Origin of the sequence: Ruegeria sp. HKCCA4008 (assembly GCF_013033125.1) — a bacterium.
Classification (GTDB): domain Bacteria; phylum Pseudomonadota; class Alphaproteobacteria; order Rhodobacterales; family Rhodobacteraceae; genus Ruegeria.
In genome coordinates this window covers 75,570-101,167 of record NZ_WQDM01000008.1, presented here as the reverse complement: position 1 = coordinate 101,167, position 25,598 = coordinate 75,570, and the positions used below count along the sequence as shown (strand labels likewise).

Annotated in this window: 25 protein-coding genes; 12 read left to right on the top strand and 13 right to left on the bottom strand. The window is 57.2% G+C overall.

Translation table 11 applies throughout. The features are described from left to right. Positions 1-160: 160 nt before the first annotated feature. The 3 genes from GOW60_RS16590 to GOW60_RS16580 all read right to left on the bottom strand — a co-directional run bounded on the left by GOW60_RS16590 (position 161) and on the right by GOW60_RS16580 (position 2,185). The gene (locus tag GOW60_RS16590) at positions 161-442 is read right to left on the bottom strand and encodes an SCP2 sterol-binding domain-containing protein (protein WP_171230138.1); all 282 of its coding nucleotides are present in this window, start codon (positions 440-442) and stop codon (positions 161-163) included. 79 nt (positions 443-521) lie between these two features. Beyond that, positions 522-926 (bottom strand): DUF1810 domain-containing protein, encoded by a 405-nt coding sequence (locus GOW60_RS16585; RefSeq protein ID WP_171230228.1) that lies wholly within the window; start codon positions 924-926, stop codon positions 522-524. Between the two features lie 32 nt (positions 927-958). Next, entirely contained in the window at positions 959-2,185 is a 1,227-nt protein-coding gene (locus GOW60_RS16580; protein WP_171230137.1) for an argininosuccinate synthase, read from the bottom strand. 201 nt (positions 2,186-2,386) lie between these two features. On the opposite strand from GOW60_RS16580, the gene GOW60_RS16575 reads away from it, so the two are divergent. Further along, on the top strand, positions 2,387-3,094 hold the full coding sequence (locus tag GOW60_RS16575; RefSeq protein ID WP_371813372.1) for a hypothetical protein: 708 nt from the start codon (positions 2,387-2,389) through the stop codon (positions 3,092-3,094). A gap of 58 nt (positions 3,095-3,152) precedes the next feature. Further along, the gene (gene ilvA / locus GOW60_RS16570) at positions 3,153-4,379 is read left to right on the top strand and encodes a threonine ammonia-lyase IlvA (RefSeq protein ID WP_171230135.1); all 1,227 of its coding nucleotides are present in this window, start codon (positions 3,153-3,155) and stop codon (positions 4,377-4,379) included. On the opposite strand, the gene GOW60_RS16565 is transcribed toward ilvA, so the two are convergent. Further along, complete coding sequence (locus GOW60_RS16565; protein ID WP_170345824.1) at positions 4,376-4,705, bottom strand: Hpt domain-containing protein; 330 nt, start codon at positions 4,703-4,705, stop codon at positions 4,376-4,378. The two genes, ilvA and GOW60_RS16565, sit on opposite strands and share 4 nt — an antisense overlap. Positions 4,706-4,868: 163 nt before the next feature. Between GOW60_RS16565 and GOW60_RS16560 the strand changes: the two genes are divergently transcribed. Further along, positions 4,869-6,143, top strand: a complete 1,275-nt coding sequence (locus GOW60_RS16560) for a PP2C family protein-serine/threonine phosphatase (protein WP_171230134.1) — start codon at positions 4,869-4,871, stop codon at positions 6,141-6,143. Here GOW60_RS16560 and GOW60_RS16555 read toward each other — a convergent pair. Beyond that, positions 6,140-6,583, bottom strand: a complete 444-nt coding sequence (locus tag GOW60_RS16555) for an NUDIX hydrolase (protein ID WP_171230133.1) — start codon at positions 6,581-6,583, stop codon at positions 6,140-6,142. The genes GOW60_RS16560 and GOW60_RS16555 overlap by 4 nt on opposite strands. A 76-nt stretch (positions 6,584-6,659) precedes the next feature. Here GOW60_RS16555 and GOW60_RS16550 point away from each other — a divergent pair, with 76 nt between their 5' ends. The 8 genes from GOW60_RS16550 (at position 6,660) to GOW60_RS16515 (ending at position 15,899) form a co-directional block, all read left to right on the top strand. Then, positions 6,660-7,646 carry an Hsp33 family molecular chaperone HslO gene (locus GOW60_RS16550; protein WP_171230132.1) on the top strand — a complete coding sequence of 329 codons (987 nt, stop codon included), beginning with the start codon at positions 6,660-6,662 and terminating at the stop codon, positions 7,644-7,646. Then, on the top strand, positions 7,621-8,235 hold the full coding sequence (locus tag GOW60_RS16545) for a CoA pyrophosphatase (protein WP_171230131.1): 615 nt from the start codon (positions 7,621-7,623) through the stop codon (positions 8,233-8,235). Before GOW60_RS16550 ends, GOW60_RS16545 begins: the two co-directional genes overlap by 26 nt. Beyond that, the gene (locus tag GOW60_RS16540) at positions 8,232-9,386 is read left to right on the top strand and encodes a CCA tRNA nucleotidyltransferase (protein WP_171230130.1); all 1,155 of its coding nucleotides are present in this window, start codon (positions 8,232-8,234) and stop codon (positions 9,384-9,386) included. Before GOW60_RS16545 ends, GOW60_RS16540 begins: the two co-directional genes overlap by 4 nt. Positions 9,387-9,577: 191 nt before the next feature. Beyond that, positions 9,578-11,416 (top strand): ABC transporter ATP-binding protein, encoded by a 1,839-nt coding sequence (locus GOW60_RS16535; protein WP_171230129.1) that lies wholly within the window; start codon positions 9,578-9,580, stop codon positions 11,414-11,416. Then, complete coding sequence (locus GOW60_RS16530; RefSeq protein WP_171230128.1) at positions 11,413-13,245, top strand: ABC transporter ATP-binding protein; 1,833 nt, start codon at positions 11,413-11,415, stop codon at positions 13,243-13,245. The genes GOW60_RS16535 and GOW60_RS16530 overlap by 4 nt, the downstream gene beginning before the upstream one ends. 39 nt (positions 13,246-13,284) lie before the next feature. Next, entirely contained in the window at positions 13,285-14,514 is a 1,230-nt protein-coding gene (locus GOW60_RS16525) for a class I SAM-dependent RNA methyltransferase (protein ID WP_171230127.1), read from the top strand. Between the two features lie 21 nt (positions 14,515-14,535). After that, positions 14,536-15,321, top strand: a complete 786-nt coding sequence (locus tag GOW60_RS16520; protein ID WP_171230126.1) for an ion transporter — start codon at positions 14,536-14,538, stop codon at positions 15,319-15,321. Between the two features lie 59 nt (positions 15,322-15,380). Continuing rightward, entirely contained in the window at positions 15,381-15,899 is a 519-nt protein-coding gene (locus GOW60_RS16515; RefSeq protein ID WP_171230125.1) for a murein L,D-transpeptidase family protein, read from the top strand. Here the strand turns inward: GOW60_RS16515 and GOW60_RS16510 are convergent. The 7 genes from GOW60_RS16510 to cysQ all read right to left on the bottom strand — a co-directional run bounded on the left by GOW60_RS16510 (position 15,896) and on the right by cysQ (position 23,912). Further along, complete coding sequence (locus GOW60_RS16510) at positions 15,896-17,335, bottom strand: nodulation protein NodH (protein WP_171230124.1); 1,440 nt, start codon at positions 17,333-17,335, stop codon at positions 15,896-15,898. The two genes, GOW60_RS16515 and GOW60_RS16510, sit on opposite strands and share 4 nt — an antisense overlap. A gap of 6 nt (positions 17,336-17,341) precedes the next feature. Further along, the gene (locus tag GOW60_RS16505) at positions 17,342-19,042 is read right to left on the bottom strand and encodes a beta-1,6-N-acetylglucosaminyltransferase (RefSeq protein ID WP_171230123.1); all 1,701 of its coding nucleotides are present in this window, start codon (positions 19,040-19,042) and stop codon (positions 17,342-17,344) included. Further along, positions 19,039-20,025 carry a glycosyltransferase family 2 protein gene (locus tag GOW60_RS16500; RefSeq protein ID WP_171230121.1) on the bottom strand — a complete coding sequence of 329 codons (987 nt, stop codon included), beginning with the start codon at positions 20,023-20,025 and terminating at the stop codon, positions 19,039-19,041. Before GOW60_RS16500 ends, GOW60_RS16505 begins: the two co-directional genes overlap by 4 nt. Before the next feature lie 184 nt (positions 20,026-20,209). Then, positions 20,210-21,253: a glycosyltransferase family 2 protein gene (locus GOW60_RS16495; RefSeq protein ID WP_371813371.1), complete on the bottom strand. Its 1,044-nt coding sequence runs from the start codon at positions 21,251-21,253 to the stop codon at positions 20,210-20,212. Positions 21,254-21,260: 7 nt separating this feature from the next. Next, on the bottom strand, positions 21,261-22,244 hold the full coding sequence (galE, locus tag GOW60_RS16490) for a UDP-glucose 4-epimerase GalE (protein WP_171230119.1): 984 nt from the start codon (positions 22,242-22,244) through the stop codon (positions 21,261-21,263). Positions 22,245-22,314: 70 nt separating this feature from the next. Then, positions 22,315-23,115, bottom strand: a complete 801-nt coding sequence (locus GOW60_RS16485) for a 3-deoxy-manno-octulosonate cytidylyltransferase (RefSeq protein ID WP_171230118.1) — start codon at positions 23,113-23,115, stop codon at positions 22,315-22,317. Further along, complete coding sequence (cysQ, locus tag GOW60_RS16480) at positions 23,115-23,912, bottom strand: 3'(2'),5'-bisphosphate nucleotidase CysQ (protein WP_171230117.1); 798 nt, start codon at positions 23,910-23,912, stop codon at positions 23,115-23,117. The genes GOW60_RS16485 and cysQ overlap by 1 nt, the downstream gene beginning before the upstream one ends. 122 nt (positions 23,913-24,034) lie before the next feature. Between cysQ and GOW60_RS16475 the strand changes: the two genes are divergently transcribed. Beyond that, positions 24,035-24,859 carry an ABC transporter permease gene (locus GOW60_RS16475; RefSeq protein ID WP_152459578.1) on the top strand — a complete coding sequence of 275 codons (825 nt, stop codon included), beginning with the start codon at positions 24,035-24,037 and terminating at the stop codon, positions 24,857-24,859. On the opposite strand, the gene GOW60_RS16470 is transcribed toward GOW60_RS16475, so the two are convergent. Continuing rightward, positions 24,856-25,458 carry an alpha-ketoglutarate-dependent dioxygenase AlkB gene (locus GOW60_RS16470; RefSeq protein WP_171230116.1) on the bottom strand — a complete coding sequence of 201 codons (603 nt, stop codon included), beginning with the start codon at positions 25,456-25,458 and terminating at the stop codon, positions 24,856-24,858. The two genes, GOW60_RS16475 and GOW60_RS16470, sit on opposite strands and share 4 nt — an antisense overlap. Positions 25,459-25,598 lie beyond the last annotated feature (140 nt).

The following is a 25,598-nucleotide window of genomic DNA, read 5'->3' as shown; positions in this document are numbered from 1 at the left end:
CGAACCCGAATGACATTCAATTGCCTGACATCTGATGTCACGGGCTGGTGAGGCAAGTTTATCGGCGGCGGATGTCAGTGGAACACTTTGCGCGGGCCGTCTTGGCGGTGGGACAGGGCGCCCCGGCGAGGTTTAATTCCGCGGTCAACCTGCCTTCGGCTTAACCCAGCAGCTGCCCCAGTTTCATCGCGACGCCCATATTGCCCGAGATTTTGAGCTTGCCCAAAGCGACACCTGTCATCGGGTTCAGTTTTCCGGTCAGAAGCTTGGTCAGGTTGTACTGCGAGATGCGGATCGTGCAATCCGTTTCCTGGTCCTGTGTCGATGCCTGACTGTCGGCCAGAACAATAACGCCGTCCTCGCCACAATCGAATTTCAATGAGCCATCAAAGGTTTTGCCGTTCAGGCCTTTTTGAATTTCGTCGGCGATATGCTGAAGCATCCGGGTTCCTTTCGCAGTTTCCGAATGCGTAAAGCGTCAGGTATCGAACAGGCAAGGCTGACCCGACTGGAACTTCCGATCACGATGCGCCAAGGCTCTGAACGGTTCGTGCGCAAGGCTCGCCGTCGTAGAAAGCATCAAGAACGGCCTGAAACTCTGCCGGAGCATCTGCCACCGAGGAAAACAATGTCATCGAAGAGCGAAGCTTTTTCGCGTCAACCCCACCCAGAATGTCGCTGGCATCGCGCCCCTGATGCAGCAACATCAACGAGGCCGCTTGCGTCAGACGATGGCGCAGTACCGGGTGGTTCAGATAGCGCGTGGCTTCGTCCAGATCTTCGATGCCGTAAAGCTGCGCCATATGGGACTGGCCCAGCTCGGCCAGTTGCGGAAACACGAACCACATCCAGTGGCTGGTCTTCTGCCCCTGTTCCAGTTCGCGCAGGACATCGGCCCAGACCGTGTCCTGCGCTTCGATGAACATTTCCAGTTCGTCGTTCAGACCGTCATCTTCGGTCACTTGGACAACCGCTTGTCGCGCGCGGCCAGCAGTTTCAGCCGCAGCGCGTTCAGTTGGATGAAGCCCGCGGCGTCTTTCTGATCATAGGCGCCCGCGTCTTCTTCGAAGGTCACATGCGCTTCGGAATACAGCGAGTGATCCGACCAGCGGCCCACGGTCGAGGCCAGACCCTTGTACAGCTTCACGCGGACGGTGCCGGTGACGTGTTCCTGGCTCTTGTCGATGGCGGCTTGCAGCATTTCACGTTCAGGCGAGTACCAGAAGCCGTTATAGATCAGTTCCGCATATTGCGGCATCAACTGGTCCTTCAGATGCATCGCGCCGCGGTCCATGGTGATGGATTCGATGCCACGATGCGCCTCAAGCAGGATGGTGCCGCCGGGAGTTTCGTAGATGCCGCGCGACTTCATACCGACAAAGCGACCTTCAACAAGGTCCAGACGACCGATGCCGTGCTTGCCGCCATATTCGTTCAGCTTGGTCAGGATGGTCGCGGGGCTCATCGCCTCGCCATTGATGCTGACCGCGTCGCCTTTTTCAAAGCCGATCTCGATGAATTCAGGCTGATCGGGCGCGTCCTCGGGGTGGACGGTGCGCTGATAGACATAGTCGGGCGCCATATCGGCGGGGTCTTCCAGAACCTTGCCCTCTGACGAGGTGTGCAGCAGGTTGGCATCGACCGAGAAGGGGGCCTCGCCGCGCTTGTCCTTGGCGATCGGGATCTGGTTCTGTTCGGCGAATTCCAGCAGCTTGGTGCGGCTGGTCAGATCCCACTCGCGCCAGGGTGCGATCACTTTGATGTCGGGGTTCAGCGCATAGGCCGCCAGTTCGAACCGCACCTGATCGTTGCCCTTGCCGGTCGCACCATGTGCCACGGCGTCAGCGCCGGTGGCTTCGGCGATTTCGACCAGACGTTTCGAAATCAGGGGGCGCGCGATGGACGTGCCCAAAAGGTACAGACCCTCGTACTGAGCATTGGCGCGGAACATCGGGAAGACAAAGTCGCGCACGAATTCTTCGCGGATATCCTCGATATAGATGTTCTCGGGCTTGATCCCCAGCAGTTCAGCTTTTTGGCGAGCGGGCTCCAGCTCTTCACCCTGACCCAGATCGGCGGTGAAGGTAACGACCTCACAGCCATATTCGGTCTGCAACCATTTCAGTATGATCGAGGTATCAAGGCCACCGGAATAGGCCAGAACAACTTTCTTGGGCGCGGACATCTGACTTCCCTTTATGCGTAGAACGATTGGCCCCTAGCGGGTTTTGAGCGCGGGGGCAAGTTGTGAGGATTGACGCAGTACCTGAATTGGGGTGAAACGGGTGCAGAGAATAACAAGCATTGGTTGAAGGGGCGGTTTCAAATGTTGGGATGGCAGATTTTCTTGCATTCTGTGCGGATGGTATTTGGAAACATCAAGCAGGTGCTGCAGATTACGGTTGGCCCCGCTCTAATTGCGACAATCATAATCGTGGGCGTGTTCTTGGCGCTTGGTATTCCGCTTGAGGCGCTTGAAGACAACGCAGGCGGGTTGCCGCCAGGAGCAACCGCAGGTTCAGCCTTTGTTTTTGTGGTCGTTTTGCTGGCGGTAATGTCCGTCACCATGTTCTGGATCGCGGTATCATGGCACCGCTTCATCCTGTTGGAAGAGTATCCCACGGGAATATTCCCGACATTCCGCTTCGACAGGATTCTTGCCTATTTCGGTCGCTTTCTGATGTTGGGGATTTTGATGGTGATCGCGTATATCCCCATGGGTCTGGTCGCTGCTGCACTAGGCGAAAGTCTTGCGGGGCTTTCGATCATTCTGATGATTGTTTACACCGTTTTTCTGGTCGTGTGCTTCTATCGCCTGTCAATTATTCTGCCCTCGGCGGCGATAGGAAATCCCATATCGATCGGTGAGGCATGGAACAACACATCCGGGGTCAGCGGTGCAATCTTGTTGCTGCTACTCGTCGCCCTCCTTTTCCAGATTCTGGTGCAGCTGGCTTTCACCCTTCTGGCAATAATACCGGTGCTTGGCGTATTGCTGACCGTGTTCTTTGGCACGCTCATTCTGCCGATGATCAACGTCAGTATCCTGACCACGATGTACGGAATCTTCATCGAAAAACGCGAACTGTCCTGAGCGGCGTACACATATGTATTCCTTGCCCTTATCGCGATGATGGGGCAGGGAAATCGACATGACTGATTTCATGACCCGCGCCCGCGCTGCCGAACAGGCGATGCGCACCGTGTTTCCGGCAACCCCGTTGCAGCGGAATGCGCATCTGTCTGACCGTTATGGGGCCGATATCTGGCTCAAGCGCGAAGACCTCAGCCCAGTGCGGTCTTACAAGATCCGTGGTGCGTTCAATGCCATGCGCAAGCAGCAGGGGCAGGACCTGTTTGTCTGTGCAAGTGCTGGCAACCATGCGCAGGGTGTGGCGTTCATGTGTAAGCATTTGGACGTGCGCGGCGTGATCTTCATGCCGGTGACGACGCCGCAGCAGAAAATCCAAAAGACCCGCATTTTCGGCGGCGACAATATCGAGATCCACCTGACTGGCGACTATTTCGATGATACTCTGGCCGCCGCGCAAGCATGGTGCGCGCAGCAGGGCGGGTATTTCCTGTCACCCTTCGATGACGCTGATGTCATTGAAGGCCAGGCCTCATTGGCGGTCGAGATCGAAGAGCAAATGGGCGGTGTACCGGATCACGTCGTTTTGCCGGTTGGCGGCGGCGGCATGTCCTCGGGCGTGGCCACATGGTTCGGGGATCGCAGCCATTGTCTGTTTGTCGAACCGGCCGGAGGTGCCTGTTTGCGCGCTGCACTGGCTGCGGGGCATCCTGTATCGCTGGATCATGTGGATACCTTCGTCGATGGCGCTGCGGTCGGCCGCATTGGCGAGAAACCGTTTGAACTATTGAAATCACGCCACCTGTCGGATGTTCTGGTTCTGTCCGAGGACCGAATCTGCACCACCATGATCGAGATGCTGAATGTCGAAGGCATCGTTCTGGAGCCCGCCGGCGCGCTGGCGATCGAAGCGGTGGGCGATATTCAAAGCTTTGTGCGGGGCAAGACCGTGGTCTGCGTGACATCCGGTGGCAATTTCGATTTCGAACGCCTGCCCGAGGTCAAAGAACGCGCCCAACGCTATTCCGGGGTGAAGAAGTATTTCATCCTGCGCCTGCCGCAGCGCCCCGGCGCGCTGAAGGAGTTTCTGGGTATTCTCGGCCCCGAGGACGATATCGCCCGCTTTGAATACATGAAGAAATCGGCGCGCAATTTCGGTTCGGTCCTGATCGGGATTGAAACCCGCAAGCCTGAAAACTTCATGCGTCTGTTTGCGCATCTGGATGAGGCAGGGTTCACCTACACCGATATAACCGAAGACGAAACGCTGGCGCAGTTCGTGATTTAATCCAGATTCTGGCGCAGCTCAGCCTCGAATTTCTGTTTCGAGCTGTCAAATACGGCCAGAATGGCGGGCAGATCGACATCCTCGCCCTGACCCGCGGCCGCCTGCCGTTCGCCGTCCTGACAGAGTTTCGAGAACTGGTCAAATCCAAGACTGAGCGCGCTGCCCTTCAGGAAATGCAGGTTCTGTTCCAGTTCGGACCGGCTTGTATCCTGATGCAGGCGGGCGATGACCTCCTGCACTTCTTCCAGAAAGATGTCGACCACCTCATCAAACTCATCCGGGCCAACCTCGTCCCGCAATTGTCGGACTCTGCCCCAGTGGATCATACTGCGTCACCTGCCGTTGAACATGCGTTTTCAGGAATAGGCAACACCAGTAAAAACCGGGTTAACGGCCAAGCGGGATTGCTGCCTTCGGTCTTCACCGGATGTTAAAACCGTCGCCACTAGGATCGCCCTGTGTGAATGAGCGCATCAGGTCAGAGGGTAAATGGTGCAAAGGGCGAGTCTTGAGGAAACCAGATCAGATCTGGATTTCGGCGCGATCCGAAAGGTGCTGGTGGTTGATGACAGCCGTCTGCAGCGGCGCATCCTGGTCGCATCGCTCAGAAAATGGGGCTTTGAGGTGGTCGAGGCCGATACGGGCGATGCCGCCTTGGCGCATTGTCTGGACGATCCGCCCGATCTTGTTCTCAGCGATTGGGTCATGCCGGGGATGAGCGGGCTTGAGTTCTGCAATGCGTTTCGCGCCCTGGATACCGATCAATATTGTTATTTCATCCTTCTGACTTCCAAAAGTGAAAAGCAGGAGGTTGCGCGCGGACTGGATGCCGGGGCAGACGATTTTCTGATCAAACCCCTTGAGGCGGATGAATTGCGGGCGCGCATATCCGCAGGTGCGCGCATTCTGGACATGCAGCGCGAGCTTTCGCAGAAAAACCGCCTGATTGAATCCGCGCTGGAAGAACTCAGGCTGGCGCATGACGCGATCGACAAGGACCTCATACAGGCCCGAAAAATCCAGGAATCGCTGGTTCCGGAGTTTACGCGGAGCTTTGGGAAATCCCGGGTCAGCCTGTTGTTGAAACCCTGCGGCCATATCGGTGGGGACCTTGTTGGCATGTTCTCGCCCGGGGTCAATCGGCTGGGGTTCTACAGCATAGATGTATCCGGGCATGGCATCACCTCGGCCATGATGACGGCGCGTCTGGGCGGTTATCTTTCCAGCAAGCATTTCGATCAAAACGTCGCAATGGAAAAGAGGTTCAACAAATTCTACGCACTGCTGCCTCCGGAAGACGTCGCAAGCATGCTAAATTCCCGATTGATGGCGGATGAAGGTATCGAGGAATATTTCACGATGGTCTACGCCATTGTGGATCTTCGAAACGGGCATCTCAAGATGGTGCAGGCCGGGCATCCGCATCCGCTTCTGCTGCGGCAGGATGGCAGCACTGAATTTCTGGGTGATGGCGGGTTGCCGATCGGGCTGATCGAAGATGCGAGTTTTCAGCAAATCGAGATTCACATGAAACCCGGCGACAAACTGTTGGTGTATTCGGACGGATTTACCGAATGTCAGCTTGCCGAAGGCGGTTTGCTGGAGGAAGACGGTTTGCGACAGATGGCCCAGCAGTGCATTTCTGAAAAGGGTGGGTCGGAGTTTCTGGACGACATGTTCTGGCGATTGACCCAGGAGATTTCGCCCAAAGATGGCATTGGGGATGACGTATCCGCCGTTTTCTTTGAATATAACGGGTCTTAAAGCAAACTGAGATGCATTTCCGCAAAGTGCCGGTCACCGTCATTGCCCAGCAATTCAACGGCATCGGCGGCTTCCATCCACAGTGCTTCGTGGAATGCCTCGCTCGGCGGGCCTTTGCGGCGTACGGGACGGGCGCGGTAGATCAGGCAGACCTTTTCGGCCCACAGATCGTATTCGGGCATATAGGTGAACCGGCGAAAAGCGCCGATGCGACGCGGGTTGGCAACATGCCACCCGGTTTCTTCATAGACTTCGCGATGCAAGGCCGAAATTGGTGATTCGCCCGGATCGATGCCTCCACCCGGCAATTGCAGATCCGGGCCCGGTTCGGTCTGACAGGTCAACAGCAATTGGCCGCCACGTGGCAAAAGGGCATATACGCCAACCCTTCGGGTGTATTTCCGCCCCGTCTCGGGGGTTTCACCGAACCGCCTGATCATGTATGGCCCCTTTCAACCCGATCTGTACGACCTATATGGTGCCGGTATGCCAACCCGTGGCGTGTAAGGAAACCCCATGTCTCTTGGAACAAAAATCGCGTGGGACGATACCGTCCTGCCCTTTCAACTTGATGCATCCGACATGCGCGGCCGCGTGGCCCGTCTGGATGGCGTGCTGGATGGTATCCTGAAACAGCATGACTATCCCGAGCAGGTCGAGGCGCTTGTGGCCGAGATGGCCTTGCTGACCGCGTTGATCGGCCAAACGGTTGCGTTGCGCTGGAAACTGTCGTTGCAGGTGCAGTCCAAAGGGGCGGTTCGCATGATCGCAACCGACTATTATGCGCCGCAGGAAGAGGGCCAGCCCGCCCAGATTCGGGCTTATGCCAGCTTTGACCGGGACCGGCTTTCCAATTCCGCGCCTTTCGATCAGGTGGGCGAAGGGTATTTTGCCATCATGATCGATCAGGGAGAGGGCACGCAGCCGTATCAGGGCATCACTCCGCTGGCCGGTGGATCGCTGAGCGCCTGCGCCGAGGCATATTTCGCGCAATCCGAACAGCTGCCGACGCGGTTTTCGCTGAGCTTCGGCAAATCGACCGAGCCGGGCGTGGGCGAGCATTGGCGTGCAGGCGGCATCATGCTGCAACACATGCCCAAAGCGTCGCCCTTTGCCGCGTCGGGTGAAGGAACCGGTGACATCCTGACCGCTGCCGATCTGGTCGATGGCGAAGAAGGTGAAAACTGGGGTCGCGTCAATATCCTGCTGGATACCGTCGAGGATTTGGAGATGATCGGCCCCTCTGTTGCGCCGACCGACCTTCTGGTTCGCCTGTTTCACGAGGAACAGCCGCGTGTCTATGATGCGCAGTCCGTTCAATTTGGCTGCACCTGTTCCGAGGATCGTGTGCGACAGAGCCTGTCGATCTATTCGGCCAAGGATATCGAAAAGATGACCACGCCCGAGGGCGAAGTCACCGCGGATTGTCAGTTCTGCGGGGCTCATTATGTGTTGGACCCGGCAACTGTCGGGTTCGATGCCGAAGACCCCAAAGGTGCATGACCCGGTTGAAAAGATCCGGGCGGCCCTGCGCCGCCCCGGTCGCGGGTCCAGCGACTTTGACCTGAACCCGGATACCGTTCTGCCGCCCGGACGACGGTTGCGACCCGCCGGTGTTCTGGTGGCCATTTCACTGGCTGATGACACACCGCAGGTCATCCTGACCAAACGCTCATCCGCGCTGAAGCATCACCCGGGCCAGATCGCCTTTCCCGGTGGCAAACAGGACGAAACCGATGCTGACGTTACGGCTGCGGCGCTGCGGGAAGCTGAGGAAGAGATCGGCCTGCCCCCGGAAATGCCCGAGATCCTGGGATTTCTGCCGACGCATGAGACGGTGACCTCGTTCACAGTAACACCGGTTGTCGCAGTTTTGCGGGACGGGTTCCAACCCGTGCCTGAACCCGGCGAAGTGGACGAAGTTTTCTCGACCCCCCTTGCCCATCTTTTGAATCCTGAGAATTATCTGGTCGAGTCACGCCGATGGCGCGGCCAGAGACGCAGATACTACGCAGTTCCGTACGGCCCCTATTACATTTGGGGCGCGACCGCCCGCATATTGCGCGGGCTTGCTGCACGGGTGAATGAATGATGCGGATTGACGAAGCCTGGATCAGTGAACCAGCGACGCAAAAGGTCTGTTCGGCCCTGACCTCATCCGGGGCTCAGGCGCTTTTCGTGGGTGGATGCGTGCGCAACGCGCTGCTTGGCGCACCGGTTTCAGATATCGACATTGCCACGGATGCAAGGCCCGGGCAGATCGTCGAGCTGGCGCAGGCTGCCGGGCTCAGGGCCATTCCGACCGGCGTCGAGCATGGTACGATCACAGTGGTCAGCGCGGGCATCCCGCACGAGGTCACCACCTTCCGCCGTGACGTGGAAACCGATGGCCGCCGCGCGGTCGTGGCATTTTCCGATCATGTCGAAGAAGACGCGGCGCGACGGGATTTCACCATGAACGCGCTTTATGCCCAACCCGATGGCACCGTGCTGGACCCTCTGGGTGGTCTTCCCGACCTCGAGGCTCGGTTGGTGCGGTTCATCGGAACCGCCGAGAACCGCATTCGCGAAGACTATCTCCGCTCGCTTCGCTACTTCCGTTTTCACGCCTGGTACGGGGATCCGGATGGCGGTTTCGACCCCGATGCCCTGGCCGCCATCGGCGCCAATCTTGACGGGCTGGAGTCGTTGTCGCGCGAGCGGATCGGGGCAGAGCTGCTGAAATTGCTGGCGTCACCTGATCCGGCCCCCGCCGTTGCGACCATGCGCAGTACCGGTGTCTTGGCCCGGGTGCTGCCGCGGGCGGACGATCGGTCATTGGCCCCTTTGATCGCGCTGGAACAGGCGGCTGGCGCCGATCCCGATCCGGTGCGTCGTCTGGCAGCCATTGCCTCGCCCGATGATGCCGCGACATTGCGGTTGAGCCGTTCGCAGTTGCAACGCCTGATCAGGATGCGTGAAGAAGCACAGTCCACAACCAGTATTGCTGAACTGGGATACCGCTATGGCGATGAAGGGGGATTGCACGAGACGCTTTTGCGCTGCGCCTTTCTGGAACAACCCTGGTCCGAAGATTTGCGGCGCGATCTGCATGCAGGCGCAGCAGCGCGTTTCCCTGTCCAGGCCAGAGATCTGATCCCCAACTTCACCGGCCCGGCGCTGGGCAAGAAGCTGGCCGAGCTGGAAAAACGCTGGATCGCATCCGGTTTTGCGCTGTCACGCGAAGAGTTGCTGGCACATTAGCGCGAAGTCTCAAAAGGGGATGACATCTCGGATCCTTTGTGCTTAGGTGCGCCTGTCACATGGATGGAGGAATGCGAATGTATTACGGGATCTGGTTCGGCTAAAGCCGGGACACCTGCCCCGTAAAGGGTGGTGTTCCGGCGCCATCTTTCTTCGCACGTCTATTTTCCTGCTCAATCGGAGCACTTTCCATGTTTCGCTATTTCGAAAACCTTGTTGACCCTTTTGTTGCCTACCGTGAGGCTGACGCACCGCCGACGCGGTTGTGGCCCTTCATGCTGGATTATTCGCGGCCCTTTTTTCGGGTATTTTTCTGGGCGGCGCTGGTTTCCATAATCGTCGCGGGTGTTGAAATCGGGCTGATCTACTACATGGGTCGCGTAGTGGATCTGTTGGGCGGCACGCCGGCAGAGGTCTGGCAAAATCACGGAACGGAATTGTTGTTGATGGCAGCCTTTGTGTTGCTGTTGCGTCCGCTTCTGCATTTGGTCGACGTACTTCTGCTGAACAATACGATTTTGCCGAATTTTGGTTCGCTGATCCGTTGGCGTGCGCACAAACACGTGTTGCGTCAGTCGGTTGGCTGGTTCGAAAACGACTTTGCCGGGCGGATTGCAAACCGGATCATGCAGACACCTCCTGCGGCGGGTGAAGTGGTCTTTCAGGTTTTTGACGCGATTTCCTTTTCGTTGGCCTATTTGATCGGTGCGGCGATCCTGCTGTATGCGGCGGATCCGCGTTTGTTGATCCCGCTGCTGATCTGGTTCGGATTTTATGCCATGCTGGTGCGCTGGACCGTTCAGCGTGTTGGTCCGGCGTCAAAAGCGGCCTCGGATGCGCGTTCGACGGTCACGGGGCGGGTGGTGGACAGCTATACCAACATCCATTCGGTCAAAATGTTTGCCCATGGCCCGCAGGAGCTGGACTATGCCCGCGAGGCGATCGAGGAAACCCGTCGGACATTTCAGATCGAAATGCGGATTTTCACTATTATGGATGCCGTTCTGGTCACTTTGAACGGTATGCTGATCGTGGGTGTTGTGGGCTGGGCGATTGCCTTGTGGATGCAAGGCAGCGCTTCGGTAGGTGTTGTTGCGGCGGCTACGGCCTTGACCCTGCGCCTGAATGCCATGACCGGATGGATCATGTGGGCCCTGACCAGCTTTTTCCGCCAACTTGGTATCGTGTCCGAGGGGATGGAGACCATTGCCCAGCCCATCGATTTGCTTGATGCGCCTGACGCGAAACCCTTGCGGCTTGCCAAGGGTGAGATCCAGATCCGCGACCTCTCGCATCACTATGGTCGCGAGGCGGGCGGTTTGGACCATATCGACCTGACCGTCCGGCCCGGCGAAAAGATTGGTTTGATCGGTCGTTCCGGTGCTGGAAAATCGACACTGGTAAAGCTGCTTTTGCGGTTCTACGACGTCGAACGCGGTGCGATTTACATTGACGGTCAGAACATTGCGCATGTCACCCAAGACAGTCTGCGCAGCCATATCGGTATGGTTCAACAAGACAGCGCCTTGCTGCATCGCTCGGTCCGCGACAACATCCTTTATGGCCGGCCAGATGCGTCCGAGGCACAGATGATCGCCGCCGCCAAACAGGCCGAAGCACATGAGTTCATCCTCGATTTGCAGGATCCGCAGGGTCGGACCGGGTACGACGCGCATGTCGGTGAACGGGGGGTGAAGCTGTCAGGTGGCCAGCGGCAGCGTGTGACGCTGGCGCGGGTGATCCTGAAGGATGCGCCGATCTTGTTGTTGGATGAGGCGACTTCCGCCCTAGATTCCGAGGTCGAAGCGTCAATTCAGGAAACCCTCTACGGCATGATGCAAGGAAAAACCGTGATCGCCATTGCCCACAGGCTCAGTACCATTGCGCAGATGGATCGCATTCTGGTGATGGATGCAGGCCGTATCGTCGAGGAAGGCACGCATTCCGATCTTCTGGCGCAAGGTGGCCTTTACGCCCAATTCTGGGCGCGGCAATCTGGTGGTTTCATGAACCCGGAGGCTGCTGAATGAGGATTGCCGACCTCATCTATCCGTTCAGGAACATCGAAACGCCCCCTCCGCAGACGTTGGGGGCGTTCATCCGCTGGAGCCTGTCCGGGGCGTGGCCAATGCTGTTTGTTGCGGCGTTCTTCTCGGCCATTGCTGGCGCGATGGAGGCGGTCACGGCTTGGATACTGGGCCGCGTGATTGATGTAGCGACCGCCAGCGGGCCCGAGAATTTTCTGACCGCTGCCAATATGTGGATGATCCTCGGTGCGGTCGCCTTCTTCATGTTGCTTCGCCCGATCCTGTTTGGCCTGTCATCCTTGTCGAACAACTACATTGTCATGCCAAACATCACACCTTTGGTTCTGGCCAAGCTGAACCGTTGGACCCTGGGTCAGTCGGTGACCTATTTCGACGATGATTTTGCCGGTCGGATCGCGCAAAAGCAGATGCAGACATCGAACGCCATGGCTTCGGTCGTGTCGGAAACGATCAGCGCGATTGTGTTTGCCCTGGCGTCTCTGGTGGGGTCTTTGCTTTTGTTAGGGTCTATTCATCCTTTGGTGATGCTGCCCTTCGCAGCGTGGCTGGCGGTGTATTTCATGCTGGTGCGCTGGTATCTGCCGCGCATCCGCAAACGTTCCGCCGCGCGGGCCGGGGCGCGGGCGATGGTTTCCGGGCAGGTGGTCGATACGATCACCAACATCAAAACCGTGAAGCTGTTCGCCCACTCGGAATTCGAAGATCAGGCGGCGCGTGAATCGATGGTGGATCTGCGTGAAAAATCGCTGGATTTCGGCAAGTTGTCGGCAAGTTTCCGGTTCATCCTCATGACGCTGGCCGGTGTCCTGCCTGTCTTGCTGCTGGGCGCGACCTTGTGGCTGTGGCAGGGCGGCATGGCGACCGCCGGGGATATCGTGGCTGCCGGGGCGGTTTCGATCCGTATTGCTCAGATGACCGGTTGGGTCAGTTTCACCTTGATGGGGCTGTATGCCAATGTCGGTGAAATCGAAAACGGGATGAAAACGCTGACCAAGCGTGACCGGGTCGAAGATACGCGCGGGGCGAAGGACCTTGATGTGACCGAAGGGTCGATTTCTTTCGAAGGCGTCAGCTTTGCTTACGGTCGCGATATCGGTGGCGTCACGGATTTGAGCCTAACCGTCAACCCGAGCGAAAAACTGGGCATTGTCGGTGCATCAGGGGCGGGGAAATCCACGCTCGTCTCACTGTTGCTTAGGCTCTATGACAGGGAAAGTGGCGCCATTTGTATCGATGGCCAGGACGTGTCTCAGGTAACGCAGGACAGCCTGCGCCGACAGATAGGTATGGTCACGCAGGAAACGGCGATGTTCAACCGGTCTGCTCGTGAGAACATTCTGTATGGCCGGCCGGACGCCTCAGAGGCCGAGATGATCGAGGCCGCAAAAAAGGCCGAAGCGCATGATTTCATCCTGAGTCTTGAAGATGCTCATGGTCGAAAAGGCTATGATGCTCATCTGGGTGAACGGGGCGTGAAACTCAGCGGCGGGCAGCGACAAAGGATCGCTCTGGCGCGCGCCATTTTGAAAGATGCTCCAATTCTGGTTCTCGACGAAGCGACATCGGCGCTGGATTCCGAGGTTGAAGCTTCGATTCAGACCGCGCTGCATCGGGTGATGCAGGGCAAAACGGTGCTGGCCATTGCGCACCGGCTGTCGACACTCAGCGAAATGGACCGGATTGTTGTTTTGGACGAGGGCAGGATCGCCGAAACCGGAACGCATGAGGCGCTGCTGGACCTGGGCGGCCTGTATGCGCGGTTCTGGCACCGCCAGTCGGGCGGGTTCATTCAGGCAGAAGCTGCGGAATAAGGGTTTTTTTGCTGCGAAAGCCCGGCTATCAGGCCTCTCATGACGCAGCAATTCACAATCACAAGGCTTGGACATCAGGGCGACGGTATTGCCGATGGCCCTGTTTACGCCCTTCGTACCCTTCCCGGCGAAATCGTCAGCGGCACCCTTGTCGGTCAGCAATTGACCGATATCCGGGTCGAGACACCGTCCGAACACCGTGTCAAAGCGCCTTGCCGACACTACAAAGCGTGCGGTGGCTGCCAATTGCAGCACGCATCCGATGCATTTGTGACCGACTGGAAATTGCAAGTCGTCCGCAAGGCGCTGATGGCGCAGGATCTCGAAGCACCCCTGCGCCCGATACACACATCGCCCGAACAGTCACGTCGGCGGGCTACGATTGCCGTAAGACGTACAAAAAATGGCACGTTGGCGGGGTTTCACGGTCGTGCATCCGGCACGATCACCGAGATACCCGATTGCCGGTTGCTTGATCCGGCCTTGATCGCGGCCATTCCGGTGGCCGAGGCGCTGGCCAACCTGGGCGCAAGCCGCAAGGGCGTTCTGGCTGTCACGCTCACACTGTCCGAAGCTGGTCTGGATGTGGCCGTAACAGGTGGCAAACCGCTGGACGGCCCCTTGGAACTGGCGTTGGCGCAGGCGACCGAGAAACATGGGCTGGCCCGGCTCAGCTGGGATGATGAGGTTATTGCCATGCGGCATGCGCCGGTTCAGCGCTTTGGGGCAGCCGGAGTCACTCCACCCCCCGGGGCTTTCTTGCAAGCAACAAAGGACGGAGAAATGGCTCTGTCAAAGGCAGTTTCCGAGGCTACACGGGGTGCGAAACGTATCGTAGACCTGTTTGCAGGCAGCGGAACGTTCTCTCTGCCGTTGGCGGAAAGCGCCGAAGTTCACGCGGTTGAAGGCGAAGCCGCCATGATCGAGGCGCTGGATCAGGGCTGGCGCAGGGCACAAGGGCTGAAACGCGTAACGACCGAGGCCCGTGACCTGTTCCGCCGCCCGCTGATGCCGGACGAGCTGAAATCTTTCGACGCCATTGTTCTGGATCCGCCTCGTGCCGGTGCCGAAGCTCAGGTAGATGAGATTGCACAGGCGCAACGCCCGGTGATCGCCTATGTCTCGTGCAATCCCGTCACCTTTGCGCGTGATGCGAAAACGCTGGTTAACGCGGGTTACACCCTTGAATGGGTACAGGTCGTTGACCAATTTCGATGGTCAACACACACGGAACTTGCTGCGCGGTTTGTTCTGAACGCAGCATCTTGATCTTACCGGGGAAACTGACACATGGGGTCCAAACAGCGTTTGCTGAATATTATCGAAGCGCCCGTTTTCGGGCGGTTCATTACGGCCGTGATCATCTTCAATGCCATTCTTTTAGGGATGGAGACATCGCCGACCCTGATGGAACTGGCCGGCCCCTTGATCGTGGTGCTCGACAGGCTTTGCCTGGCGATCTTTGTGGCTGAAATTTCCATGAAGTTGATTGCCACCGGGCGCAGGTTCTTCACAAATGGCTGGAACATATTCGATTTCCTGATCGTCGGAATTGCCCTGGTTCCCAGCGCCGGAGGTCTGTCGGTGCTGCGCGCCCTGCGAATTCTGCGGGTGCTGCGCGTGATTTCCGTGGCGCCTCGTCTGCGTCGCGTGGTCGAAGGGTTCATCTCGGCCCTTCCGGGCATGGCCAGCGTGTTTCTGCTGATGGCAATTCTGTTCTATATCGGGGCGGTTATCTCGACCAAGCTGTTTTCGGCATCGTTCCCGGATTGGTTCGGCGATCTGGGCCTGTCTGCTTATACGCTGTTCCAGATCATGACGTTGGAAAGCTGGTCGATGGGCATCGTGCGCCCGGTGATGGAGGTCTATCCCTATGCCTGGGTCTTTTTTGTTCCCTTCATCATGGTCACGACCTTTGCGGTGGTGAACCTGTTGGTGGGTCTGATTGTCAATTCGATGCAGGATGCCCATCATGCCGAGGATGAGGTTAAAACCGATGCCTATCGCGATGAGGTTCTGGAACGGCTGGAAAGCATCGAACGTCGACTGGCCGAGCAGTCGAACATCAAAAAGTGATTTCAGTTTTTCCCATTTTTGGCATAATGATCGAAAAAAAGCAGAGCAGGCAGTGAAACATGGATCGTCGAGTATTCGGTTTAGGCGCGTTGGCAACGCTGAGCCTTTCGGCTTGTGCCTCTAGCGGCCCAAGATTTCTGACTTATAACGGACCCGAGGTGACCTCTTTGGTGGTCAACAAGGGCACGCGCAAACTTTACTTGTTGCACAACGAAAAGATCCTCAAGGAATATGACGTCGATTTGGGGTTTGCGCCGAATGGAACAAAGAACCAGCGCGGTGACGGCAGAACGCCCGAGGGCACCTATCTGATTGACCGTCGCAACCCCAGAAGCCGGTATCATCTGTCTCTGGGCATTTCTTATCCCAACTCGCAGGATGTCGCCAAAGCCAAGGCTGCGGGCGTTGATCCGGGTGGGGATATCTTCATCCACGGTGAACCCAATCTGCGCTCAGAGCGGAGACGCGCAAAAAAGAAGCGGGATTGGACAGCTGGATGCATCGCGGTCAAGAATGACGAAATCGAAGAGATTTATGCGATGGTCAACAAAGGTACGCTGATAACCCTGCGCCCTTAGGCCGATCCTGGCGCCCAGTCACTGAATCCGAATGCTTCATAGTCGCGCTGATAGGCTTCAACCGCCAGCGCTTCGAGGTTTTTGTCGTAGATCTGGTCCAAAGCGTATGGTTCATCTGGTGCGCAGGAGCCAGGCTGAGGCGGGTTTGGATGCCCCATGCTACGCGCCAGATCCGGCAAGGCCGTCATCACATCCTCTTCTCTCAGAATCAGATCTGGCATCGTGAAGGATGCGATTCCCTCCAACGTCCTGGACTGGCTGCACCACGTTCCGTCCACACGGACCGGTGTCTGCCCGTTGAGGTTGAGGCGCAGAAAGTCCAGAAAGCCCGAAAAAGCTTCGCGGTGTTGTTCGACAGAATAATTGTTGTTCCGCACTTGCCCCGGGATCGGCAGCTTAAGCCGGTTGCGAAGGTAATTCCGCACCATCTTATAGCTGCCCGGCCCCGTATTCAGAATATGACTGCAAAATGCCGTATGTGCCCGGGCCAGAGGGTGACGCAGAACAGTGAATTGCCGATGTCCGGGATGGCCCTGTTTCCATGAGCGGACCTGTTTGCGGTTTCGATCCGTGATCAGCTTGTCGGTCTGACATCCGTCCAGATCAGCCAGCCATTGCACGATAACAGGCTCTATTCCGCCCCGAATGGGCAAATACATCAAAGGAGACCTTGCAGCGGCAACGTAAAGCGGTACAGCCGCGCCGCGCTGGGGCTCAAAGCTTGTTGACCGATGCAATCCGAACCGATCCTGATCGCACAGGGCTTGTTTCATTTCATCAGGATTGGTGACCTTCGACAAAGCCGGCGCCGGGTTTTGCGGTTTCAGGGTATCATCCAGTCGGGTCAGCCGACCCTCAACCCCCAACCATGCAGCCAGCCCGTTTATGACCTCCAGCTCGGTCAGGTCGTCATAGTGAATGAAGAACCCGGTTTGGCCTGTCTTTTGCAGGTGCCGTTGCACCATAAGCTGATGGTCTTGCAGCTGGTTCAGGTAATCCGAAAATTCGTCGGCGTCGAAGTCAACCTGCGCGTCGACGCGGCGTTTCACATTCTTCAGCAGCCACTGCTGCGTTTTCTGTGCTATTTTCAGCGACAGGTAACTGTCCAATGGGTTGCGGGTCAGAATGATCTTGGCACAACGCGGGTCGTTCAGCATAGGTTTCAGGATACGTGGGTCATGGTCTTCGAAAAATCGAAAGCCATTGATGTCACCCGGTGCTGATTTGATGGCCTTGAGCATTCGCATGGGGTCCGCATCCCGGTCTTCCAGCGACAGGCCAAGCAGATGATCGGATTTCAGGCTGCCCGCAAAATGCGGATTGAACGCCTCTCCGTGACAGGTGACCCCTTCCAGCGCGTTCAGGTTGGCCTCAAGCAGGTTCGAACCTGTGCGCATGGCGGCCAGAATCACGAAGTAATCAAAATGGGCTGACATGGGCAATCACTGCACCAGATACGGTTTTCGGTATGGCTTTTCCTGGCGACCGAACACATCGTCCGCCGGGAAATCACCCATCAGATATGGGTGCATTCCCTGATTCTTGAGGTTTTGCAGGAACTTCCCGAACCCAGACAGATCGACCATGGTTGGCACTTCGGTCAGATGGCTGGTCTGCTGCATTCCGATTTCTTCTAGAATGCCCTGCAAGGCATCCATCGGAGATTCAATGAAGTCGGCCAGCGTCCAACTGCGCATCCGCGCCTTGGTCCAGACCGATGTCAGCACCTCCAGCTGCTTGGTTTCAATCTGTTGCAGGCGCGCCGCTTCACTCCGGATTTCCGAGAAGTTCATATTGGATCGGAACAATGGGATCGCCCAAGCGCCGGTGATGACCGAAATCTGAGCGTTCTTGTCCCGCGCCAGAAACCAGTTGATTTCCTGAGTGTCCCGCGGGCTGAACTGGAAACACTGGCGTTCACCGCGCGTATTCCAGATCAGGTTCGACAGAAAGGCGGTCGGGTTATAGTCCCGCAGCGCCGCACTGTCGCTGAGGGCGCCATTTGTTATGGCTTCTCCTTGCGAAAACTCGGCGCGTTCCGGCCCGAATAGATGCCCGTGGACTCTGGCTCCGGTGGTTGCGGCCAACCAAGGTTCGAAATCCTCGAACAGTTCCGAAAAGCCTTGGAATACGGAATATTGTGATGATGTCAGACCGTTTTCACTGCCATGGCGGGGAAACCGGCTTTGCATATACAGCCCGTCGCGCCCGCGGGTTCGCCGTTCCACCGCTTTGGAAAATACGCGATCGATCTTGCCCGGATTGGGTTCTGCCGGTTTCATCGCCCCGGCCTGATCTGTCAGGAATGCCTGGTACAATCGCTCTGCGCGGGGCCAGATTTTTCGGGCGACAAAACAATCCGATCGGCGCAGCAATTGCAGATGATCGTCATAGAAGATGTGCGGGCGGCCCTGGTAATCGAATTTGGACAGGGTCAGGGACCTGCTTTCAATATGCGTGGAATACAAGCGTGCCAGGGTCTGGAAATAGCTTTCATCCGGAATCCAGACATGACGGAAATACTTGTCATACAGCTTGCGCCTGGGGTCTTGAAGGATTGCCGACAGCGTTTGGCGGGTCAGGCACCACCACTGGCTTCCCATATGCGGAACCAGTCCGTCGGGGATTTTCCTGCGAAACCCCATCAGACGTTGAAGTTTTACATATGTGTCGAATAGTTTGCGATGCTTGCGCCACGAAAACGGAAACCGCAGGGTGAACCGTTCATGATCCAGCCCGCCGATGGTCCAGCTGACATCGGATGTCGTTGCGCTTTCGATGAAATCGACACGCGGCCGGTCTGACAGGTAATCGATCAGTTCCTGAACCGGTCGCAATGGCAGGCAGGCCCCCGATGCAAGAAACACATGCCGAACTTCGGGGAAACGCTCCAGCATCAACTCGGACGCGCTTTGCGAGGCAGCAACGATACCCCAACCACCCCAATCGCACCGATGTCGGTCAGAAAACACGATCGATGGATTGTTCGAACAGGACGCAACAAACCGGGAATAAACAGTGTCTGGCACCTTGCGATCCACATGGATGACCACCGGGCATCCCGCTGCTGTCCAGTGGCGCGCGACCTGCTCGGCACGGTCCAGTGAGGTATGAACCAACATGACAATACCTAGACCGCTCATGCCCAGTTTCCTTTCGACATGAGGCCCAGGATTTCAAGCTGTCGCCAGTTGATATAGGCCTCGGACCACTCGCACCAGAAAACAGGCTTGTCCTCAAGCTGAGTGGCATAGGCCTTGTATTCGCCCGAGCCCCGGTAATGCTGGCCACGCAGCAATTCCTCGCGGGCTTTTTCCCCAAGAGTATTGATCAACTTGGCATGAAGCAGTGACCCGCTGGCCTTTTCGCCGCCCCATTCGTCGTAAACCTGGTTGAGCCCGCGTGGCAAAAGCGAATGGGTCGAGCTGACATAGACATAGCGCCGGTTCCATTTTACCAGCGGAATCTTGTTCAGCGCCGGTGCTTTGGAGGGGTTGTCCTGAAAGAACACGCGCGCCCGTGGACCCCCTTGAATCCAAAGGTTCTTGTACTCGGGATTCTTGGTGATCATGTAATTCCCGGGATCGAACCAGCGCGCGATTTCGAACGGGTTCTGACCTTCGGCATAGGGTTCGGCGTCCACCGGACCTTCAGGGTACATGTCGATCAGCATCGTGCCAAAACTGCGCACGGCACTGCCATCCAGCCAATCCGTCAAGGCTCGGATTGGACGGGTGTCGCAGAACGGATAGATGAAGAATTCGTCCGGATCGACGCTCAGCACCCAGTGATCGTGCGCGTATTTGCGCAACAGATAGTTCGACCAGTCCAGACCATAACTTGCCCGTTTGTAGCTGGTCGTCGTCCGCCAGACCGAAACGTCAGCCTGTTCTTTCAAGAATTCAAAACTGCCATCATCGCTGTTGTTGTCGACAAACAGAAAATGGTTGATGCCCAGTTTGCGATAATATTCAAGAAAGAAGGGCAGGCGAATTTTCTCGTTCCGCACAACGCTCATCAGCAGGATATCATCACGCCGTATGGCCTGTGTGTTGTTGCTGACTGGCTTGAGCTCGCGGCGTCGTCTGAGGCAGCGCAGAATACGGCGCTTGCGCCGCAATCTCATTTTGTAGGATTCAAACAGGCTCACGTGACTGCCCAACCTTTTTATAACGCGAGCTTTCCCCGAACCAGCCGTGACCGTTGGCACGACATGGCATTACCGGTTTATGCCATCTTTGCATCTTCTGAAGCAACGTCTTTAAAACCCGCAAACTGTAAACGTGCGGTTGATGCCCTTGTTTTCGTTTTCAATCCCAGCCTCCGCCGTTCATCAGACCCAACTGTTCCAGCTGGCTCCACCCGGTGTAGCGCACCGATTGTGGGGTCCACATGTCCGGCTGGTTGATTATCCCATCGTAGTATGGCCCGAATTGGTCCGGATCATGAAAATGTTGGCGTCGCTGCTTTTCGGTGTTGGATTTCTCGATAACGTCCGGCAGGAACTTCGTGTGCAGCAACACGCCCGACGGGGTATCGCCGCCCGGTCCATCATAGGTTTCGTTCAGACGGCGCGGCAGTGCGGAATGGCATGAGTTCACGTAGGCATAGCGCCGCGACCAGCGCATCAGCGGTGTCTTGTTCAGCGTGGGTGATCTTTGCCGCGTTTGCGTAAAGAACATCCGTTCCCGCGCGCCACCCTGCACCCAAAGATTGCCCATCGGGCTTTGCCGCTGCGCGCGATACGGTCTTGCATCAAACCAGCACAGCAGATTTGTGGGGTCGGTGTTCGGGTCATAAGCCGCATCACCCAAGGGGCCCTTGGGATAGAGGTCCAGCATCAGCGTCCCGAACCCGATCTTCCCGCGCCGGTCCAGCCAGGTTGTCAGGTCATGCAGGGACCGGGTGTCGCAGTGGGTATAGACCAGCAGTTCATCCGCATCCACCATCAGGCACCAGTGGCGGTGGCCAAAGCGCATCTGCAACCAGGTCAACCAGTCCAGGCCAAACCGCGATCCACGATAGCTGGAATGGGTTCTCCACACCGAGACATCCGGTTGATCTTGCAGATACTCGGATGATCCATCGTCGCTGCCGTTGTCGACGATCAGAAAATGATCGACGCCCAAGGCGCGATAGTGACGAAAGAACCAGGGCAGGCGGATGATTTCATTGCGCAAGGTGACAAAGGCCAATATGTCACCCCGCTGGATTCGGGATGTCTGATCCTTCTGGCAGGTCAACTGATGTCGACTGCGCAGCGACCTCCAGAGCAGCCGCCGACGTTTCCAGCGCAACCTGTACTTCCGTGCCCATCCGATCCGGGGAAGTGTCAAAGCAGTGCTGGATGTCACCGGGTCCTCATTTTTCGTAGTGACCGTTCTGGTGCCAGCGCCAGGCATCTGCGATCATCGTCTCTAACGTAGATCTTTTTGGCTTCCATCCCAGCTCGTTTTCAGCCCGCACAGAACCAGATACCAGCTTGGTGCAATCTCCTGCCCGACGAGGGCCCACTGTATACGGCACGGGACGGTTGGTGACGGATCTGGATTGCTCGATCACCTCAAGAACGGAAAACCCGGACCCGGTGCCCAGATTGAAGACACGGCTGCCTTTGCCCTGTTCCAGCCAGCCCAGCCCCAGAATATGCGCATCAACCAGATCGCAAACATGTACATAATCGCGGATACAGGTGCCGTCGGGCGTATCATAATCCGTGCCAAAGACGGTCAGACCGTCCCGCTTGCCGTCAATCGCGTCCAACATCAGCGGGATCAGATGGGTTTCAGGGCGATGAAACTCGCCCACCTCGCCTTCGGGGTCTGCACCTGCAACGTTGAAATACCGGAAGATGACATGGCGCAGCCCATGAGCCGCCTCGAAATCCTTGAGGATATCTTCGATCGCGCGTTTTGATGCCCCGTAGGCGTTCAGGGGATGCTGCGCCGTGGATTCATCAAGAACCACATTGTCGTGCTCGCCATATGTGGCGCATGTGGACGAAAACACGAAATCCAGACAGCCGGCCGCAACGGCTGCTTCAATCAGAGTCAGCGAGCCTGTGACATTGTTCGACCAATACACGCCGGGCTGACGCATGGCATCGCCAACCTGGCTGAGCGCCGCGAAATGCATAACCGCATCTGGTTTGTGTTTCGCGAACACCTCATCCAGGCGGTCCCGGTCCAAAAGGTCGCCCTGTTCAAAAGGGCCAAATTGCACTGCATCTTGCCAACCCGTGATCAGGTTGTCGTAGGTCACGGGAAGGTAACCTGCCTGCGCAAGCGCCTTGCAGGCATGTGAGCCGATATACCCGGCACCACCGGTGACAAGAATTGTCTTCATGGCATATCCATTGGGGCTGGTTGAGGAACAGTTTCGCCAAAGGCGCCGTCAGAGTCATGGGGAAAAGACGTCACTCCAGCCCCATGGCTACCATCATCTCTTCAATCTTGGGCACGTCCTGCGGGTTGTTCAGTTCCCAGAACTGACGGCCCCTTGCCTCGACCTCGACGCACAGAACCTTGCGCCCGTTTTCCATGAACCGGAGCTGTTCCAGGCCTTCCAGCTGTTCCAGAGGCCCGGCTGGCCAGCCCGGATACGCCGCAAGGGCGTCGGGCCGATAGGCGTAAACGCCGACATGATGAAACACGGGTGTCGCTTCATTGCCGGCGTATGTCTGGGACGTGAAGGGGACGACCTCTTTCGAGAAGTACATCGCACTGTGATCGCGTCCGAACACTGCCGTCGTGCCCCCAACACGGCCATGCTTGCGGTCGTTCAGAAGACTGTTCAACGCACTGCCGTCACAGCGCAAAACAGGGGTCGCAACACCGGCATCCGGGGCCGCGCGCAGGCCGGAAACCAGATCTTCGACAAACCAATGCGGGGTCAGCGGAGCGTCGCCTTGCAGGTTGACGATGATGTCATACCCGCCACCCAGAACCTCATGCGCCTCAGCGCATCGTTCGGTGCCGTTCTGACAGGTTTCCGAGGTCATCACGACCTCGGCCCCAAAGCCCTCGGACACGTCGCGAATGCGCTCATCATCCGTCGCAACAACAACACGGTCGACACCCGAGACTGACCTGGCTGCACGCCAGGACCGTTCGATCAGTGTCATGGATGCGCCTTTTGCGCCGGTCAGGGGAACCAGCGGCTTGCCGGGATAGCGGGTCGAAGCGTAACGGGCGGGAATGGCAATCAGAACAGACATCAGGCTTCCTTCAACTCAACACCCGGAGCGTAAGCAATAAAGAACGGATTTGCATAGCCATCCTTGCCATAAACCAACGGAGTATGGTCGTCAAAACGCACAACCCGACCACCGGCCCCGGCCAGTACAGCATGGCCTGCCGCCGTATCCCATTCCATCGTGCGCCCGACGCGCGGATAGATATCCGCTTCGCCCGTGGCAACCAGACAGAACTTGAGCGACGACCCCGCGCTTTTGCTGTCCTTCACATGATATTTGTTGATGTAGTCCTCGGTGGCCTGATCCCTGTGGGACTTCGACGCCACGACAAAAAGCCCGGAATTATCCGGTTCAGAGACTGATATGGGTGTCAAAGGACCGGTCTCGTTTTTGTCGAAAGCGCCTGTTTCCTCGACCGCGCGGCCATCAGCCAGCGTGAAGAACATACGACCCCGCGCCGGGGCATAGACCACTCCCCGGGTTGGCACTCCGTTTTCGACAAGCGCGATGTTGACGGTAAAGTCGCCGCGACGGTTGATGAATTCCTTGGTGCCGTCCAGCGGATCAACAATGAGGAAAGTATCGCCTTTTTCAGAGTGCGAAGCGGCCTGTTCTTCGGTGACCAGAAGGATATCCGGGAATGCCGCACGCAAGCCTGCCGAAATCAATGCATCAGCGGCTTCGTCTGCTTCGGTCACAGGGCTGGAGTCGGATTTGACTTTGACATCGAAATCATCCGCCTCGTAGATTTCCATGATCTTTTCGCCCGCCTCCAGAGCCAGTCGCCGGATGACGGGAATAAGCGCATCGTAGGTCACAAAAAAGCTCCGTTCCTGTGGTTTGTTGATCCAAATTCGCGATCGACTTATGATGCGGCGGTTACGGAACGGCAAGATATTCATGCCAGTTTAGAGGCGACGAAGCAGAAAAGACCCTTTGAATGTTCTATTTCAAGCGCAACCAAACGCTGCTGGGCGGCGCTTTCACGACGGCTGAGCTGGTATTCCATGCCACCGTGCGAAAGGTGCGCTCGCAACATCCCAATGCAATAGTCGCCATCCTGATAAATGTTTTGCAGCTTGTGGTGATGGGAACCACTTTCTACCTGCTCATGTCACTGATGGGCCGGGGTGGAATACCGAAAATCAGGGGCGAGTTTCTGTTGTATGTTCTGTCTGGCGTGTTCCCCTTCATGCTGCACATCCAGTCGATAGGCGCGATTTCAGGGGTTGGGTCCGCGAACAATCCGATGATGCTCCATTCGCCGATGAATGTGATGGTGACGATCCTGTCTGCGGCGCTCGGTATTCTTTACAAGCAACTGCTGGCCATGTTCGTGATCCTGTTCATCTACAGTGTCGCGGTCGCCCCGATCGAGGTGCAGGATCCCGGCGGTGCTTTCGCGATGCTGATAATGGCCTGGTTTACCGGATGCGCGGTGGGTTTGGTGTTCATGGCGATGAAACCATGGTTTCCGACGACTGTGGGAATGCTCACCAATATCTACCGTCGCCTGAACATGGTGTTTTCGGGAAAGATGTTCGTTGCAAACACACTGGGCGGCGGGTTGCTGATGATGTTCGCCTGGAACCCGCTGTTTCATATTATCGACCAGTGCCGGGGCTTCATCTTCCGAAACTACTTTCCGCGAAACACAAGTTGGGAATACGCGCTATGGGTCGGGATAGCCTTGTTGATGATCGGTTTGATGGCTGAGTTTTTCACGCGCCAGCATGTTTCGCAAAGCTGGAACGCGCGCCGCTAACATGCGACCCGCAGCGTCAAGTTGATCCGTCCGCCTTTTGGCAACAGCCGGGATGATCCATATCTGATCCGGTCGATCCCGTGATAGGCCAGCCGGGCCGGGCCGCCCATGATCACCACGTCGCCCGAGCCCAGCCAGATCGACTCGGTCTTGCCGCCACGGGTCGTGTTGCCAATTCGGAACAGGGCGTCATCGCCCAGGGAAACCGACAGAACGGGCCAGGAAAAATCTGCCTCGTCCTTGTCCTGGTGCAGGCCCATTTTGGCGCCTTCCCCGTAGTAGTTGATCAAACAGCAATCCGGCGCGCGCTCGGTGCTGACCAGATCATTCCAGATATCAAGAATGACCGGGGGGATTTCAGGCCAGACCCCGCCTTTCGGGTGCTTATCCTGATAGCGATAGCCTGCCTTGTCGGTCACCCATCCCAGATCCCCGGCCGAGGTCATTCTTACCGACATCTCTTTGCCCGAAGGCGTGACGGGTCGAAACAAGGGTGCCGCTTTCAGAATCGGTCGAAGGGCCGCGATCAGCCGTGCCTGGGCAGCAGGGTCAACATAGCCTTTTCTGATTTCGAACCCTCGCAAGACCACCCGCGTCATTCCGGAAACCCCAAACCTTTCCAATTTCTTGCCAAAAAAGACCTCAAATTCCCGAAAACCTGCACTCTACGGTGCTTGCAGGCCTCTTGCCTCGCCCTTATATACGCCGGGACGCGCGATGGTAGTGCTGTCGCGCACAT

Coding starts and splice junctions, on each gene's coding strand:
- GOW60_RS16580 (WP_171230137.1), bottom strand. CDS start 2,185: ATGTCCGCGCCCAAGAAAGTTGTTCTGGCCTATTCCGGTGGCCTTGAT.
- GOW60_RS16565 (WP_170345824.1), bottom strand. CDS start 4,705: ATGATCCACTGGGGCAGAGTCCGACAATTGCGGGACGAGGTTGGCCCG.
- GOW60_RS16560 (WP_171230134.1), top strand. CDS start 4,869: ATGGTGCAAAGGGCGAGTCTTGAGGAAACCAGATCAGATCTGGATTTC.
- ilvA (WP_171230135.1), top strand. CDS start 3,153: ATGACTGATTTCATGACCCGCGCCCGCGCTGCCGAACAGGCGATGCGC.
- GOW60_RS16500 (WP_171230121.1), bottom strand. CDS start 20,025: ATGAGATTGCGGCGCAAGCGCCGTATTCTGCGCTGCCTCAGACGACGC.
- GOW60_RS16520 (WP_171230126.1), top strand. CDS start 14,536: ATGGGGTCCAAACAGCGTTTGCTGAATATTATCGAAGCGCCCGTTTTC.
- GOW60_RS16555 (WP_171230133.1), bottom strand. CDS start 6,583: ATGATCAGGCGGTTCGGTGAAACCCCCGAGACGGGGCGGAAATACACC.
- GOW60_RS16585 (WP_171230228.1), bottom strand. CDS start 926: ATGTTCATCGAAGCGCAGGACACGGTCTGGGCCGATGTCCTGCGCGAA.
- GOW60_RS16510 (WP_171230124.1), bottom strand. CDS start 17,335: ATGTCAGCCCATTTTGATTACTTCGTGATTCTGGCCGCCATGCGCACA.
- GOW60_RS16505 (WP_171230123.1), bottom strand. CDS start 19,042: ATGAGCGGTCTAGGTATTGTCATGTTGGTTCATACCTCACTGGACCGT.
- GOW60_RS16470 (WP_171230116.1), bottom strand. CDS start 25,458: ATGACGCGGGTGGTCTTGCGAGGGTTCGAAATCAGAAAAGGCTATGTT.
- GOW60_RS16590 (WP_171230138.1), bottom strand. CDS start 442: ATGCTTCAGCATATCGCCGACGAAATTCAAAAAGGCCTGAACGGCAAA.
- GOW60_RS16550 (WP_171230132.1), top strand. CDS start 6,660: ATGTCTCTTGGAACAAAAATCGCGTGGGACGATACCGTCCTGCCCTTT.
- GOW60_RS16545 (WP_171230131.1), top strand. CDS start 7,621: ATGCCGAAGACCCCAAAGGTGCATGACCCGGTTGAAAAGATCCGGGCG.
- GOW60_RS16530 (WP_171230128.1), top strand. CDS start 11,413: ATGAGGATTGCCGACCTCATCTATCCGTTCAGGAACATCGAAACGCCC.
- GOW60_RS16535 (WP_171230129.1), top strand. CDS start 9,578: ATGTTTCGCTATTTCGAAAACCTTGTTGACCCTTTTGTTGCCTACCGT.
- GOW60_RS16475 (WP_152459578.1), top strand. CDS start 24,035: ATGTTCTATTTCAAGCGCAACCAAACGCTGCTGGGCGGCGCTTTCACG.
- GOW60_RS16515 (WP_171230125.1), top strand. CDS start 15,381: ATGGATCGTCGAGTATTCGGTTTAGGCGCGTTGGCAACGCTGAGCCTT.
- GOW60_RS16485 (WP_171230118.1), bottom strand. CDS start 23,115: ATGTCTGTTCTGATTGCCATTCCCGCCCGTTACGCTTCGACCCGCTAT.
- GOW60_RS16540 (WP_171230130.1), top strand. CDS start 8,232: ATGATGCGGATTGACGAAGCCTGGATCAGTGAACCAGCGACGCAAAAG.
- galE (WP_171230119.1), bottom strand. CDS start 22,244: ATGAAGACAATTCTTGTCACCGGTGGTGCCGGGTATATCGGCTCACAT.
- GOW60_RS16525 (WP_171230127.1), top strand. CDS start 13,285: ATGACGCAGCAATTCACAATCACAAGGCTTGGACATCAGGGCGACGGT.